Consider the following 14,984-nt stretch of genomic DNA (forward strand, 5'->3'; position numbering starts at 1 on the left):
TAGCGCGCTGTACGTCAGCCGGCGGGTGCCTCCGTGGGTTTCCTCTCGTCGCGCAGTTCGCGGCGGAGGATCTTGCCGACGTTGGACTTGGGCAGCGAATCGCGGAATTCGACGTGGCGCGGCCGCTTGTAACCGGTCAGGTTGTCGTGGCAGAACTGTTTGAGCGCCTCGGCGGTAAGGGCCGGGTCCTTGCGCACCACGAACACCTTCACCACTTCGCCGGAGTGCTCGTCCGGCACGCCCACCGCGGCGACCTCGGCCACGCCCGGGTGCTGCATGACCACGTCCTCGACCTCGTTCGGATAAACGTTGAAGCCGGACACCAGGATCATGTCCTTCTTGCGGTCGACGATGTAGACGTAGCCGCTCTCGTCCATGCGTGCGATGTCGCCGGTATGCAGCCAGCCGTCGGCGCCGAGCACCTTGGCGGTTTCCTCGGGTCGCTGCCAGTAGCCCTGCATCACCTGGGGGCCGCGCACCATCAATTCGCCGGTTTCGCCGATCGGCAGCGGCTGGTTGTCCTCGGACCAGATCGCCACGTCGGTGGAAGGCACAGGCAGGCCGATCGAACCGTTGTAATCGGCCAGGTCAAGCGGGTTGATGCACACGGCCGGCGAGGTTTCGGTCAGGCCGTAGGCCTCGGCCAGGGTGCAGCCGGTGGTCTTCTTCCAGCGCTCGGCCACCGCGCGTTGCACGGCCATGCCGCCGCCCAGGGTCAGGTGCAGGCGGGAGAAGTCCACGTCGGCGAAACCGGGTGTATTGAGCAAGCCGTTGAACAGCGTGTTGACGCCGGTCAGCGCGGTGAAGCCGGATTTCTTCAGCTCCTTGACGAAGCCGGGCATGTCGCGCGGATTGGTGATCAGCCAGTTGAGCCCGCCCAGTCGCATGAACACCAGGCCGTTCGCGGTCAGCGAGAAGATGTGATACAGCGGCAGGGCGGTGATGATCACCTCCTCGCCGGGCTTGGCCAAGTCGCCGATCCAGGCGCTGGCCTGCATCATGTTGGCGACCATGTTGCCATGGCTGAGCATCGCGCCCTTGGCCACTCCGGTGGTGCCGCCGGTGTATTGCAGGAAAGCCAGGTCGCCGTGACCGAGCTCGACCCTGGGCATCGGGTGCGAGGCGCCCTTGGCCAGGGCATCGCGGAAACGCACCGCGCGCGGCAGCGAGTAGGCCGGCACCATCTTCTTGATGTGCTTGAGCACGAAGTTGACCAGCGCGCCCTTCGGGAACCCCAGCAGATCGCCGATGCCGGTGGTGACCACGTGCTCGACGTGGGTCTGGCCGATGACTTCCTGCAGCGTGGAGGCGAAGTTGTCCAGCACCACGATGGCCTTGGCGCCGGAATCCTCCAACTGGTGCCTGAGCTCGCGCGCGGTGTAGAGCGGGTTGGTGTTGACCACTACCAGCCCGGCGCGCAACGCGCCGAACAGTGCGATCGGGTACTGCAGCACGTTGGGCAGCATGATGGCGAGCCGGTCGCCCTTCTTCAGGCCCAGCACGCCGGTCAGGTAGCCGGCGAACTGGCGGCTCAGCGTGTCGATCTCGCCGTAGCTCAGGAACTTGCCGAAGCTGGCAAACGCGGGGCGTTCGCTGAACCTGCCGAAGGCTTCTTCCACCACCGCCGCGACCGAGGTATAGGCGTTGACGTCGATCTGCGCGGGCACATCATGCGGATAGTGGGCAAGCCACGGACGCTCGTTGCTCATGTAGTGTTCCTGTTCCCCGTTCGGCCATGCGGCCGAGGCATTGGAGCATACGCTCGCGCACGGCGGCAAGCCGCGCCGCGGCGGGCATTGGAGGGTTCATGCAGGCACGAAAGCAGCTGATTGTCCTGGCTTTGGCGCTGCTGGTCGTCGCGCTCGCGGGTTGCCGGCACACGCCGGACGAAACGCGCGTGCGCGAAGCGATCGCCGCGGCCGCACAGGCGGCCGAACAGACCGATGCCGGCGGCGTGGTCGAGTCGCTGAGCGAGGATTTCGATGGCAACGGCGGCCGGCTCGAGCGCAAGCATCTGGCCAACCTTATCCGCCTGGCGCGGTTGCGCGGCGAGCACGTGGGCGTGACGGTCGGGCCGGTTTCGATCGAGCCGCGCGGCGAGCGGCTGGTGGCGAGCTTCACCGCGAGCCTCACCCAGGGCAGCCGCCTGCTGCCGGATTCGGCGGGCGTGTACCAGGTGGAGACGGCCTGGCGCAGGGAAGGGGACGAGTGGCGTTGCTACAACGCGACCTGGAAGCGGCAGTTGTGACTTGATGTGACCGCTGCCTGCAGGAGCCCTCTTGCGGGCGATGCTATTGCTCGGAGTCGTCCCAAGAGCATCGCCCGCAAGCGGGCTCCTACAAAAAGACAAGGGCCGCCCGGTTGCCGGGCGGCCCTTGGTTTCGGCGGTGGAGCGGGTCAGGCCGCCTTGCGGCCGGCCAGCTGGCGCAGCACGTACTGCAGGATGCCGCCGTGGCGGAAGAAGTCGCGCTCCTTCGGCGTGAGCAGCATGACGTGCACCGCGAACTCCTTCTTCGTGCCGTCGGCCGCGGTGGCGATCACCTTCGCTTCCCTCGACTCGCCACCTTCCAGGCCCAGGATCTCGATCGACTCCTTGCCGGTCAGACCCAGCGAGTTGGCGTCCTCACCGTGCTTGAACTGCAGCGGCAGCACGCCCATGCCGACCAGGTTGGACCGGTGGATGCGCTCGAAGCTCTCGGCAATCACCGCCTTGATGCCCAGCAGCAGGGTGCCCTTGGCCGCCCAGTCGCGCGAGGAGCCGGTACCGTATTCCTTGCCGGCGATAACCACCAGCGGCGTGCCTTCGGTCTTGTACTTCATGGCCGCGTCGTAGATGGACATTTCCTCGCCCGAGGGCACGTGCACGGTATAGCCGCCTTCGACGCCATCCAGCATCAGGTTCTTGATGCGGATGTTGGCGAAGGTGCCGCGCACCATCACGTCGTCGTTGCCGCGACGCGAGCCGTAGGAGTTGAAGTTCTTCGGTTCCACGCCGTGGGAAATCAGGAAGCGGCCCGCCGGGCTGTCCTTCTTGATCGAGCCGGCCGGCGAGATGTGGTCGGTGGTAATCGAGTCGCCGAACAGGCCCAGCACGCGCGCGCCGTGGATGTCGTCGACCTGCGACAGTTCCATCGTCATGCCGTCGAAGTACGGCGGATTCTTGATGTAGGTCGAATCCTCCCACGCGTACAGCGCGCCCTCGGCCGAGGGGATGGCGTTCCAGCGGCTGTCGCCTTTGAACACGTCGGCGTAGTTCTTCTCGAACATCTCCGGGTTGATCGCGCCGGCGATGGTGTCGGAGATCTCCTGGTTGGTCGGCCAGATGTCCTTCAGGTAGACCGGCTGGCCATCGTTGCCGGTGCCGAGCGGCTCGGTGGTCAGGTCGATGTCCAGCGTGCCGGCCAGCGCGTAGGCGACCACCAGCGGCGGCGAGGCCAGGTAGTTCATCTTCACTTCCGGATGCACGCGGCCCTCGAAGTTGCGGTTGCCCGACAGCACCGAGGCCACCGCCAGGTCGGCCGCGCCGATGCCCTGGCTGATCTCGGCCGGCAGCGGGCCGGAATTGCCGATGCAGGTGGTGCAGCCATAGCCGACGATGTAGAAGCCGACCTTTTCCAGCTCGTCCAGCAGGCCGGTCTTCTCCAGGTAATCGGAAACCACCAGCGAGCCCGGGCCGATCGAGGTCTTCACCCACGGCTTGGCCTTCAGGCCCCTGGCGGCGGCCTTCTTGGCGACCAGGCCGGCACCGAGCATCACCGCCGGGTTGGAGGTGTTGGTGCAGGAAGTGATCGCGGCGATCACCACCGAGCCGTCCTTCAGGGTGAAGTTCTGGCCGTCCTTCTCCACGCCGATGCTGCCGCCGCCAGGCTTGCGCTGGGTGGTCAGCGGGCCGACCACGTCGTTGAAGCTCTGCTTGACGCCTTCGAGCAGCACGCGGTCCTGCGGGCGCTTGGGGCCGGCCATGGACGGACGCACGTCGGCGAGGTCCAGCTCCAGCGTGGTGGTGAACTCGGGCGTGACACTGTTCTCGTCATGCCACATGCCCTGCGCGCGGGCATAGGCCTCGACCAGCTTGATCTGCTCTTCGTTGCGGCCGGACAGGCGCAGGTAGTTGAGCGCCTCCTGGTCGATCGGGAAGATGCCGCAGGTGGCGCCGTACTCGGGCGCCATGTTGCCGATGGTGGCGCGGTCGGCCAGCGGCAGGTGCTTCAGCCCGTCACCGAAGAACTCGACGAACTTGCCGACCACGCCGAGCTTGCGCAGCATCTGGGTGACGGTCAGCACCAGGTCGGTGGCGGTGACGCCTTCGGACAGCTTGCCGGTCAGCTTGAAGCCGACCACCTGCGGGATCAGCATCGACGAGGGCTGGCCGAGCATGGCCGCCTCGGCCTCGATGCCGCCCACGCCCCAGCCCAGCACGCCCACGCCGTTGATCATGGTGGTGTGCGAGTCGGTGCCGAACACGGTATCCGGATAGGCCCACAGCTGGCCGTCCTTCTCCGAGGTGAACACCACGCGCGCCAGGTGCTCCAGGTTGACCTGGTGCACGATGCCGGTGCGCGGCGGCACGACCTTGAAGTTGTTGAACGCCTTCTGGCCCCACCGCAGGAACGCGTAGCGCTCCTGGTTACGCTGGAACTCGATCTCGACGTTCTTCTCCAGCGCCGATTCGGAGCCGAACACGTCGACCTGCACCGAGTGGTCGATCACCAGCTCGGCCGGCGCCAGCGGGTTGATCTGGGTGGCGTCGCCGCCGAGCTTGACCACCGCGTCGCGCATGGCCGCCAGGTCGACCACGCAGGGCACGCCGGTGAAATCCTGCAGCACCACGCGCGCCGGCATGAATGAGATCTCGGTATCCGGCTCGGCCTTGGCGTCCCATTTCGCGACCGCCTCGATCTCCTTGCTGGTGACGTTGATGCCGTCCTCGTGCCGCAGCAGGTTCTCCAGCAGGATCTTCAGCGAGTACGGCAGCCGCTTGAGGTCGAAGCGCTCGCCGAGCTTGGCGAGGCTGGCGTACGCGTAGCGTTTGCCGTTGACCTCGAGGCTGTCGCGGATGGAAAACGAGTCTTTCATGACGAAACTCCTGGCTTGAGCTTTGAAGCGGCTGGGGAGACAAGGCATTGCGGCGCGCAGGGGCGCGCAAAGGCCGGCGATTATCGCAAATACCGCGGCACGCGTCCGTCGACGCGTCGTGTCGGGCAGGGGCGGGCGGTTGGCGCGCTCGCGGCGCGGGCGAGCGGGGCGGCTAGAATGCCGTGGCAGCAAGCGCCGGCGTTTCGCCGTTCGCCGCCTAGGATGCGACGCCTTCCGTCGCCGCACAAACGCTTTTGGTGACATGCAGCATTCGATGATTTCGACGGCGCTCTCGGCGGTATCGCTGCGCGACCTGGCGCTGGTGCAGGCGGTGCATCGCCATGGCAGCTTCAACAGCGCCGCGCGGGCGATGCACATCAGTCCGTCGGGGCTGTCGCATCAGGTGCAGAAGGTCGAACAGGCGCTGGGCGCGCCGCTGTTCGAGCGCGGCGGCCGGCGCATCGTGCCGACCGCCGGCGGACAGCGGTTGCTGGAGCGCATTGCCGCGGTGCTGGATGCGGCCGAACATCTGCAACAGGCGGCGCGCGCCGGCGCGGTCGCCTTCGGCGGCGAACTGCGGCTGGGCGTGCCGGCCTCGCTCGGGCCATACCTGCTGCCGCATCTGGTGGAGCCGTTTCCCCTGCATTTTCCCGCCGCACGGCTGAGCCTGTCCGAAGGCAAGCCCCGCGGCCTGCTTCGTCGCCTGCACGAAGGCGAGCTGGATGCCGTACTGGCGCCGCCGGCCAACGCGGCCAGCGGGATCGCCAGCCGACCCTTGTTCGCCGAGCCGTGGCAGGTGCTGTTCCGTGCCGACCACACGCTGGCTGGCCGCGACCGCGTGTCGCTGGACGAACTGGACAAGGCAGAGGCGACGCTGATGGCCGAGAGCCATCCCGACGGCATCGACGGCCGCGGCGGGTACGGCGGCCACGTGCAGGACGTGAGCCTGGAAAGCCTGGCCGCACTGGTCGGTCTGCGCGGCGGCTATGCCCTGGTGCCCGCGCTGGCACGCGAGCGGCTTGCCTCGATGCCGGAACTGACCCTGGCGGAACTCGATGGCGCTGCGCCGGGCCGCGAGATCGCGCTGTACTGGCGCGAGGCGTCGCCCTGGCATGCGGACATCCAGGCGTTCGCCGAACTGCTCTGCAAGGTAGCCAGGCAACGCCCCGGCCTGGTGGTGTCGCTGTAGCGATCACTGTAGGAGCCCACTTGTGGGCGATGCTCCTGGTGTTGCTCGAGGCACTGCGATCAGACGTAACAGCATCGCCCACAAGTGCGCCCCTACAAGGGATGCGGCCCAACGCATGCCCCTCGGGATCAACCGTTGTCCAGCGTCACCCCGGTCAACAAGCCCCGCGCCAGCATGCTGCACTGGCGGCGGTTGAGGATGATCTGCCACTGCCTGCCGCCGACCTGGCGCCACAGGACGGCCGAACGCACGGCCGCCAGCAGGTTCGCACGCACCTTCTCGACCACCGCCGGTTGCTGCAGGAACTGCGGGTTGCCGCTGACCATCACGCGCGGGCTCAGGGTGGACAGGGTGGATGCGTACACGTCGGCCAGTCGCCGCACGACCTGCGGCGAGTCCTGGCCGAAATGGTCGACCTGGCGCTTGGCGCCAACGATGCCCTCCTGCAGTTTGGCGTTCAGCTCGCTGCGGCGGGCCAGGCTGCGTTCCAGCCGCATCACGGTGACCGCCATCTGGGTCAGCGCCATGTCGCGGCTGTTGTCGTCGAGCTGGCCGATCAGGTTGCGCAGGCCCAGTCGCACCCCGCCAACGCCACCGTAGACCGCCGCCACCGAGGGCGCGTCGATGCGGAACACGCTGGCGACGCTCGATTCCATCGCCGCCTCGTCGCAGCGGCCCTGGTTGGCCAGCTGTTGCGCCAGGCCCACCGCCTGGAACAGGCCGGCCAGCGCGAGCACGCGCGGTTCGTTCATGGCGAGAATGTCGAGCACGTCAGGTTCCTGCGGGAAGAGGGGAGAGGCCACCGAACGGTGCGTCGGTGGCCGCGATCACGGCGCCGCCCAGGCAGGCGTCGCCGTCGTAGAACACCACCGACTGGCCCGGCGTCACGGCGCGCTGCGGTTGGGCGAAGCGCACTTCCAGGCCGGTGGCCAGCAGCTGCACCTCGCAGTCCTGGTCCGCCTGCCGGTAACGGGTCTTGGCAGTGCAGCGGAACACGCTTGCGGGCGCCGAGCCGGCCACCCAGGTCGGCGTATCGGCCCGCAGGCGCGTCGATTGCAGCCAGTGGTTCTCGCCGCCCTGCGCCACGTAGAGCACATTCGCCGCCACGTCCTTGCCGACCACGTACCACGGCTCGCCGCTCCTGCCCTGGCGCCCGCCGATGCCCAGCCCGTTGCGTTGGCCGAGGGTGTAATACATGGTGCCCTGGTGCTCGCCGACCAAGGCCCCCTCCGGCGTGCGCATCTCGCCGGCGCGCGCGGGGATGTACTGCGCCAGGAAGCTGCGGAAATCGCGCTCGCCGATGAAGCAGATGCCGGTCGAATCCTTTTTCGCGTGCGTCGGCAACGCGGCGGCGCGGGCCAGCTCGCGCACCCGGGCCTTCTCGATCTCGCCGACGGGGAACAGCGTGGCGGCCAGCTGCTGCTGGCCCAGCGCATGCAGGAAGTAGGTCTGGTCCTTGGCTGCATCCACGGCGCGCAGCAGGCGGTACTGGCCGTCGCGCGCGTCGACCCTCGCGTAGTGGCCGGTGGCGATCTTTTCCGAACCCAGCGCCTGCGCTTCGTCCAGAAAGGTCTTGAACTTGATTTCGCGATTGCACAGCACGTCCGGATTCGGCGTGCGGCCGGCGCGGTACTCGGCCAGGAAATGCGCGAACACGCCATCCCAGTACGCGGCCGCGAAGTTGCGCGCATGGAACGGGATGCCGAGGCGCCCGCATACGGCGAGGGCGTCCTTGCGGTCCGCGTCGGCGGTGCAGGGTCCGCTGCGCTCGTCCTCCTCCCAATTCTGCATGAACAGGCCTTCGACCGCGTGGCCGGCCTGTTGCAGCAGCAGCGCGGCGACCGACGAGTCGACGCCACCGGAAACGCCCGCCATCACCTTCATGGCCGGGCCGGTCGCGCGAGCAGGCTGGACAGTGCGTCGATCGGAAGGCGCCGGCCCGCCAGCCAGGCGTCGATGCTGAGCAGCACCATCGGGCTGCGCAGGCGCTCGCCGAGCGCGGCGATTTCCGCGCGGGTCAACCACAGTGCGCGGCGGATGCCCCGGTCGAGCGGCCGATCCGGATCGTGCGCCAGCGGCCTTGCGGCGAAGCTGAAGCGCACCACGCCCTCGCCATGCTCGGCGCTGCGCCACTGGTGCACGCCCAGGAAGTGCTCGAGCGCGACGCTCCAGCCGGTTTCCTCCAGCGCCTCACGCACGGCGGCCTGCGGCAGACTCTCGCCGTCTTCCAGGTGGCCAGCCGGCTGGTTGTAGGCGAGCCGGCCGCCGACCTCCTCCTCGACCATGAGATAGCGATCGCCGTGCGCGACCACGCAGGCGACCGTGACGCGTGGGCACCAGACGGAGGAATCGGAGGAAGTGACAGGCATCGGAGAAGGCGGGCTGGAAATGCGTCATTGTGCCATCACCTAAACAAGGCGCGGCCTGCACGAGGGCGCGACCTTGGGCTGCATGCGTCGCAGCTATACTCCAGAACAGTAGAAACGTCCCCCGCGAAACATGGCCCACGAACCCGAACACGACCCCGGCACCGGACATGGCCTGGCCGTCGAGACCAGCCGACCGGAACTGTCACGGCCGCCGCTTTTCCAGGTGGTGTTGCTGAATGACGATTTCACTCCCATGGACTTCGTAGTCGAAGTGCTGCGCGGTTTTTTCAGCATGGACCAGGAGCAGGCGGTCCAGGTGATGCTGCACGTGCATACCCGGGGCAAGGGGGTGTGCGGCGTCTTTACCCGCGAGGTGGCGGAGACGAAAGTGACCCAGGTGAACGAGTACTCACGGACTCATCAGCATCCCTTGTTGTGCACTATGGAAAAGCTATGAGCGACCCCAACTTGTAGCCATCGCGGCAAACGGCCGCCCACGCCATCCCCAGCGGAGAAGGTCCGGATGTTCAGCAAGGATCTCGAAGTCACCATCGGGCACTGCTACAAGCAGGCCCGCGAGCAGCGCCACGAGTTCATGACCGTGGAGCACCTGCTGCTCGCGCTTACCGAAAACCAGTCCGCCCTGGGCGCCCTGCGCGCCTGCGGCGTGGACCTGCCGCGCCTGTCGGCCGAACTCGAGCGGATCATCGCCGAGACGGTGCCGGTGCTGCCACACGGCGACGAACGCGACACCCAGCCGACGCTCGGCTTCCAGCGTGTACTGCAGCGCGCGGTCTACCACGTGCAATCGTCCGGCCGTAAGGAAGTCACCGGCGCCAACGTATTGGTGGCGATCTTCGGCGAAAAGGACTCGCACGCCGTCTATTTCCTGCATCAGCAGGAGATCACCCGGCTCGACGTGGTCAATTACATTTCGCACGGCATCGCCAAGATCGGCGACGAGCCGAGCGCCGGCATGCCTGGCAGCGAGCGCGAGGGCGAAGAGGGTGCCGACAGCAAGGGCAACCCGCTCAGCGAGTACGCCACCAACCTCAACGAGCTGGCGCTGGAGGGCAAGATCGATCCGCTGATCGGCCGTCAGGACGAGATCGAGCGGACCATCCAGGTGCTCTGCCGCCGCCGCAAGAACAATCCGCTTTACGTGGGCGAGGCCGGCGTGGGCAAGACCGCGCTGGCCGAGGGCCTGGCCAAGCGCATCGTCGAGGGCGAGGTGCCGGAGGTGCTGGAAGGTGCCGTGATCTGGGCGCTGGACCTGGGCGCGCTGGTGGCCGGCACCAAGTACCGCGGCGATTTCGAAAAGCGCCTGAAGGCGGTGATCACCCAGCTCAAGAAGCAGCCGGGCGCGATCCTGTTCATCGATGAGATCCACACCATCATCGGCGCCGGTTCCGCCTCGGGCGGCACCATGGACGCGAGCAACCTGATCAAGCCGATGCTGGCCTCGGGCGAGTTGCGCTGCATCGGGTCGACCACCTTCCAGGAATTCCGCGGCATCTTCGAGAAGGACCGCGCGCTGGCGCGGCGCTTCCAGAAGATCGACGTGGTCGAGCCGACCGTGGCCGACAGCATCGAGATCCTCAAGGGCCTGAAGACCCGCTTCGAGGAGCACCACAACGTCGCCTACACCAACGAGGCGCTGAAAGCCGCGGTGGATCTGTCGGTTAAGCACATCCCCGACCGCCTGCTGCCGGACAAGGCCATCGACGTGATCGACGAGGCCGGCGCACGCCAGCGCCTGCTGCCGGAAGACCAGCGTGTCGACAGGATCGACGTGCCGGAGGTCGAGTACATCGTGGCCAAGATGGCGCGGATCCCGGCCAAGCAGGTCTCCGCGTCCGACCGCGACGTGCTGAGGAACCTCGAGCGCAACCTCAAGATGGTGGTGTTCGGCCAGGACCAGGCGATCGAATCGCTGGCCGCGTCGATCAAGATGGCCCGTTCCGGCCTGGCCGACCCGACCAAGCCGATCGGCAGCTTCCTGCTGGCCGGCCCTACCGGCGTGGGCAAGACCGAGGTGACCAAGCAGCTGGCGCTGCAGTTGGGCATCGAGATGATCCGTTTCGACATGTCCGAGTACATGGAAGCGCATTCGGTCTCGCGGCTGGTCGGCGCGCCCCCGGGCTACGTGGGCTTCGACCAGGGCGGCCTGCTCACCGAGGCGGTGACCAAGCACCCGCACGCCGTGCTGCTGCTGGACGAGATCGAGAAGGCTCACCCGGACGTATTCAACATCCTTTTGCAGGTGATGGATCGCGGCGTGCTGACCGACACCAACGGGCGCGAGGCGAATTTCAAGAACGTGATCCTGGTGATGACCACCAACGCCGGCGCACAGCAGGCGGCCCGGCGCACCATCGGTTTCGTCAAGCAGGACCATGCCACCGACGCGATGGAGACGATCCGCAAGATGTTCACGCCGGAGTTCCGCAACCGTCTGGACGCGACCATCCAGTTCCACCCGCTGGACTTCGAGCACATTCTGCGCGTGGTCGACAAGTTCCTGATCGAGCTGGAGGCGCAGCTGACCGACAAGCACGTCGCGCTGGACGTGGACGCCGAGGCCCGTCGCTGGCTGGCCGAGCACGGCTTCGACCCGCAGATGGGCGCGCGGCCGATGGCCCGCGTCATCCAGGAGAAGGTCAAGCGGGCGCTGGCCGACGAACTGCTGTTCGGCAAGCTGGCCGAAGGCGGCAAGGTGCTGCTGAGCGTGCGCGACGGCGAGCTGCACGTGGAGACCGAGGCGGCGGAGAAGATGCCGGCGGTGGTGGAGTAAATTCGCCTCTGCCCCTGCAGGGGATCTCGAAAAACTCCCGGTGACAGGCGCCGCTTCGGCTCCCTCCCCTGCTTGCAGGGGAGGGCTGGGTAGGGGGGCTCTTGGCTTTAAGATCAAAGCCTCACCCCCTCCCAACCTCCCCCTGCAAGCAGGGGGAGGAGCTCCATCGGAGGCCCCGCAGATCCGGGCAGCAGTGCGCTTTCGCTGAGCAAAAAGAGGGTTCTTCGAGGTTCCCTGTAGGAGCGCACCCTGTGCGCGACCGCGGAGTTTCGTGCCGCCGCGCGGTCGCGCACAGGGTGCGCTCCTACACAGCGCGCGCGGGCAGGCCCGACCGCTGTGCAACCAGGAATGACGCCCACGAAAAAGGCCGCGCAAGTGCGCGGCCTTTTTCCTCGTCTCGCAGGCCCTACTTCATGCGGTAGGTGATCCGCCCCTTGGTCAGGTCATAGGGAGTCATTTCCACCTTGACCTTGTCGCCCGTGAGGATGCGGATGTAATGCTTGCGCATGCGGCCGGAGATGTGGGCGGTGATCACGTGCCCGTTCTCCAGTTGCACGCGGAACATGGTGTTGGGCAGGGTCTCCTGGACCGTGCCTTCCATTTCGATGACGTCGTCTTTGGCCATGCGTTCCGGTGTGTCTGGGCCCGGCCGTGGCGGCCGCGTAAGCGGGGAAGTATGCCACGTCCGGGCGCCTGATTAAAGAAACCTCAGGCGGTGTCTCCGAAATACTCGTCCAGCTTGCGCCGGATCTCTTGCTCCACCATGCCCTTGAGCGGGGACAGCATGAGGCCGAGTTCGGCGGTGACGTGGACGGCGTCCGGTGCCATGGCGATCGCCCCGCTCACGCCCGAACGCGAGAAGCGCAGGGTGTCGCCCTGCCACTGGCTCTGCATGTCGAACTTCTCGCGCATGCGTGCGGCGACCTTGTCGACCACGGCGCGAGCCTGGTCCGGCGGCAGGTGGTGCGGGCGGCGGATGTCGATCTTGGGCATGGAGGGCCTCCGTAGGGGACGCCCATCTTACGCGGCGTGCGCGAAGGAGATGCCATGCTTCTGCTAGAGTCCCCTGCATCTTTGGATCGTTCACAGATGCGCATCGAGTTCCCCAATTCGGCCCGCGAGGAGCTCCGCTGGACGCAGGTCGCGCTGCGCATCGGAAGCGCGCCGGACAATGACCTGGTGGTGTCGGCCCAGCAAGGTTCGGCGCACCACCTGCGCATCCTGCAGGATCGCCGTGGCTGGGTGCTGGAGGTGCTTTCCGGCGCCGGCCGCGTGTACGTCAACGCGCGTCCCGTGCGCGAGCGCGCGCTGCTGCGCCCCGGCGACATCCTGAGTCTGGGCGATTGCCGCATGCTGCTGTGCACGGACGAGGCGCCGTCGGCGCGCGCGCCGGTGACGATGACGGAGCAGGGGCATTGCACGGCGGCGCTGCGGGCGGTGGCCGGCCCGCTGTCCGGACGCGTGTTTCCCCTGCACGAGCGGCTGGAGCTGGGGCCGCAGGGCGACCAACCGCTGGAGCTGCCGCAGGCAGCCAGCGCCACGCTCGCGCTGTTCTGGAAGGAGGGCGAGCTGCGCGTGGCCGCCGGATCGACCCCGCCGCGGTACCCGCTACGGCTCAACGGCGTGGCGGTTGAGCAGGCGGCGCTGCAACCTGGCGACCAGCTCGGCATCGCCATGCACCGCTTCCTGGTAGACGCTCCCGGGTTGTTGCCTGCACCGGTCGGTACCGCCCCTGACGTGCCGGCCGAACACCTGCCCGAGGACGAGGCCGGCCCGCGCGGCGAGGTGTGGTGGCTGATCGCCACGGCCGCGGTGCTGGCACTGCTGATCGCGCTGATCCTGCTGGTGCGGTTCTAGCCGCATGCTCCCGTAACGAGATTTCTGTAAGAGCGCACCTGTGCGCGACAGGGATGCACGCGGTCGCGCGCAGGCGGGCTCCTACAGGGGCCGCCATGGTGGCAATCAACCTTCCGCCATGCGCTTGAGGTCTTCCAACCGGTCCGCGTCGCGGATCGACAGGTCCGTCCGCCAGCGCAGGATCCGCGGGAAGCGCACGGCCACGCCCGACTTGTGCCGGCTCGATCGCTGGATCGCCTCGTACGCCAGTTCGAACACATGCTCGGGTTCGACGGAGCGTACCGGCCCGAAGCGCTCGAGCGTATGCGCGCGGACCCAGGCATCCAGCCGCGCGATCTCGGCATCGTCCAGCCCAGAGTAGGCCTTGGCCACCGGCACCAGGTGCCCGCGATCCCACACGCCGAAGGTGTAGTCGGTGAACAATCCCGCGCGGCGGCCGTGGCCGGATTGGGCGTAGATCAGCACCGCGTCGAGCGTGTAGGGATCGACTTTCCACTTCCACCAGTCGCCGCGTCGACGGCCGACGCGGTAGGGCGAATCCAGGCGCTTGAGCATCAGGCCTTCGGTGTGTCGCTCGCGCGATTGCTCGCGCAACTGCGTCAAGGCCGCCCAGCCGTCCGTGTCGGCGGCCGGCGAGAGCAGCAGCGTCGGCGGCATGCCCTCGAGCAGGGTGGCGAGCCGTTCCCGCCGCTCGCGCAGCGGTCGCTCGCGCAGGTCGGCGCCGTCCTGTTCGAGCAGGTCGTAGGCCATGAAGCGCACCGGTGTTTCGGCGAGCAATTTGGCGCCTGGCTTGAGCTTGCCGATGCGTTTCTGCAAAGCGGTGAACGGCCGCGGCGCCGAGGCAGCGCCATCCCAGGCCAGGATCTCGCCGTCGAGCACGCAGCCGGCGGGCAGGGTGCAGGCGGCTTGCTCGATCTCCGGGAAGCGGCCATCCAGCCGCTCCTCGCCACGCGACCATAGCTGCGCCTGGTCGTCGCGACGCATCAGTTGGGCGCGGATGCCGTCCCATTTCCATTCGGCCAGCCACTTGTCGCGCTCCCCCAGGCTCTCCACCGGCGCTTCCAGCGGCGAGGCCAGGAAGAACGGATACGGCCGGTGCGCGCGATGGGCGTCATCCTCCGCCGGTTGCGCCAGGGCGGCCAGCGAGGCGGCGCCCGGCGTCCAGTCGCCGCTCAGGCGATGGGCGATCAGGTCGGTAGGCAACTGCGACCACTGCGCCAGCGCCTGCACCACCAGCCGCCGCGATACGCCCACGCGCAGCGCGCCGGTGATCAGCTTGTTGAGCAGGTAGACCTCGTCCGTCGGCAGGGCCTGCCACCAGGATCGCAGTTGTGCCACGCGGGTGGCCGGATCGAGCCGCGCCAGGCCGGGCAGCCGATCCTCCATCCACACGTGCAGCGCGGCATCGTCGCCAGACGCCCCGGACGGCAGCAGCAAGGCGATCGCCTCGGCCAGGTCGCCCACGTGCGCGTAGCTTTCCTCCACCAACCAATCGGGATAACCGGTGGCTTCGCGCGTGGCCTGGCGCAACTCGGTGGCGCTGGCCAGCCGGCGCAGCTTGCCGCCGCCGAGCACGTAGACCGCCCAGGTGGCGTCGTCGGGTGGCGCGTCGTGCAGGTAGGCCGCGATGGCGTCGCGCTTGGCGGTGGTCGAGCCGGTGCGGTCGAGCGCGGCGTAGAGCTGGACGAAGCGGCGCATG

At 67.7% G+C, this 14,984-nt stretch carries 13 protein-coding genes; 5 read left to right on the top strand and 8 right to left on the bottom strand.

The annotated features are described in order from the left end of the window. Positions 1-14 precede the first annotated feature (14 nt). Positions 15-1,709 carry an AMP-binding protein gene (locus OSC30_RS10430; protein ID WP_267171785.1) on the bottom strand — a complete coding sequence of 565 codons (1,695 nt, stop codon included), beginning with the start codon at positions 1,707-1,709 and terminating at the stop codon, positions 15-17. 98 nt (positions 1,710-1,807) lie between these two features. Between OSC30_RS10430 and OSC30_RS10435 the strand changes: the two genes are divergently transcribed. Further along, on the top strand, positions 1,808-2,248 hold the full coding sequence (locus tag OSC30_RS10435) for a hypothetical protein (protein WP_267171786.1): 441 nt from the start codon (positions 1,808-1,810) through the stop codon (positions 2,246-2,248). A 149-nt stretch (positions 2,249-2,397) separates the two neighbouring features. On the opposite strand, the gene acnA is transcribed toward OSC30_RS10435, so the two are convergent. Then, positions 2,398-5,076 (bottom strand): aconitate hydratase AcnA, encoded by a 2,679-nt coding sequence (gene acnA / locus OSC30_RS10440; RefSeq protein ID WP_267171787.1) that lies wholly within the window; start codon positions 5,074-5,076, stop codon positions 2,398-2,400. A 262-nt stretch (positions 5,077-5,338) separates the two neighbouring features. Here acnA and OSC30_RS10445 point away from each other — a divergent pair, with 262 nt between their 5' ends. Beyond that, entirely contained in the window at positions 5,339-6,265 is a 927-nt protein-coding gene (locus OSC30_RS10445) for a LysR family transcriptional regulator (protein ID WP_267171788.1), read from the top strand. 128 nt (positions 6,266-6,393) lie between these two features. Here OSC30_RS10445 and hflD read toward each other — a convergent pair whose 3' ends face one another. The 3 genes from hflD to OSC30_RS10460 are packed head-to-tail and all read right to left on the bottom strand — an operon-like array spanning position 6,394 to position 8,634. Then, positions 6,394-7,017, bottom strand: coding sequence for a high frequency lysogenization protein HflD (hflD, locus tag OSC30_RS10450; protein WP_267171866.1), 624 nt, complete (start codon positions 7,015-7,017; stop codon positions 6,394-6,396). A 19-nt stretch (positions 7,018-7,036) separates the two neighbouring features. Then, entirely contained in the window at positions 7,037-8,149 is a 1,113-nt protein-coding gene (mnmA, locus tag OSC30_RS10455) for a tRNA 2-thiouridine(34) synthase MnmA (protein ID WP_267171789.1), read from the bottom strand. Beyond that, positions 8,146-8,634 carry an NUDIX hydrolase gene (locus tag OSC30_RS10460; RefSeq protein WP_267171790.1) on the bottom strand — a complete coding sequence of 163 codons (489 nt, stop codon included), beginning with the start codon at positions 8,632-8,634 and terminating at the stop codon, positions 8,146-8,148. Before OSC30_RS10460 ends, mnmA begins: the two co-directional genes overlap by 4 nt. A 130-nt stretch (positions 8,635-8,764) precedes the next feature. Between OSC30_RS10460 and clpS the strand changes: the two genes are divergently transcribed. Both clpS and clpA read left to right on the top strand, forming a co-directional pair. After that, positions 8,765-9,091 (top strand): ATP-dependent Clp protease adapter ClpS, encoded by a 327-nt coding sequence (gene clpS, locus OSC30_RS10465; protein WP_267171791.1) that lies wholly within the window; start codon positions 8,765-8,767, stop codon positions 9,089-9,091. A gap of 66 nt (positions 9,092-9,157) precedes the next feature. Next, on the top strand, positions 9,158-11,428 hold the full coding sequence (clpA, locus tag OSC30_RS10470) for an ATP-dependent Clp protease ATP-binding subunit ClpA (protein WP_267171792.1): 2,271 nt from the start codon (positions 9,158-9,160) through the stop codon (positions 11,426-11,428). A 406-nt stretch (positions 11,429-11,834) separates the two neighbouring features. Here the strand turns inward: clpA and infA are convergent, their stop codons facing one another. Together infA and OSC30_RS10480 are read right to left on the bottom strand one after the other, a co-directional pair. Further along, positions 11,835-12,053, bottom strand: coding sequence for a translation initiation factor IF-1 (infA, locus tag OSC30_RS10475; protein ID WP_019466733.1), 219 nt, complete (start codon positions 12,051-12,053; stop codon positions 11,835-11,837). Between the two features lie 83 nt (positions 12,054-12,136). Further along, on the bottom strand, positions 12,137-12,421 hold the full coding sequence (locus OSC30_RS10480; protein WP_267171793.1) for a polyhydroxyalkanoic acid system family protein: 285 nt from the start codon (positions 12,419-12,421) through the stop codon (positions 12,137-12,139). 96 nt (positions 12,422-12,517) lie between these two features. On the opposite strand from OSC30_RS10480, the gene OSC30_RS10485 reads away from it, so the two are divergent. Further along, positions 12,518-13,285, top strand: coding sequence for an FHA domain-containing protein (locus OSC30_RS10485; protein ID WP_267171794.1), 768 nt, complete (start codon positions 12,518-12,520; stop codon positions 13,283-13,285). A 105-nt stretch (positions 13,286-13,390) separates the two neighbouring features. On the opposite strand, the gene OSC30_RS10490 is transcribed toward OSC30_RS10485, so the two are convergent. Beyond that, positions 13,391-14,983 (bottom strand): ATP-dependent DNA ligase, encoded by a 1,593-nt coding sequence (locus OSC30_RS10490; RefSeq protein ID WP_267171795.1) that lies wholly within the window; start codon positions 14,981-14,983, stop codon positions 13,391-13,393. Position 14,984: the final 1 nt, after the last annotated feature.

This window comes from Frateuria hangzhouensis, assembly GCF_026410505.1.
In the GTDB taxonomy this organism is placed as follows: domain Bacteria; phylum Pseudomonadota; class Gammaproteobacteria; order Xanthomonadales; family Rhodanobacteraceae; genus Frateuria_A; species Frateuria_A hangzhouensis.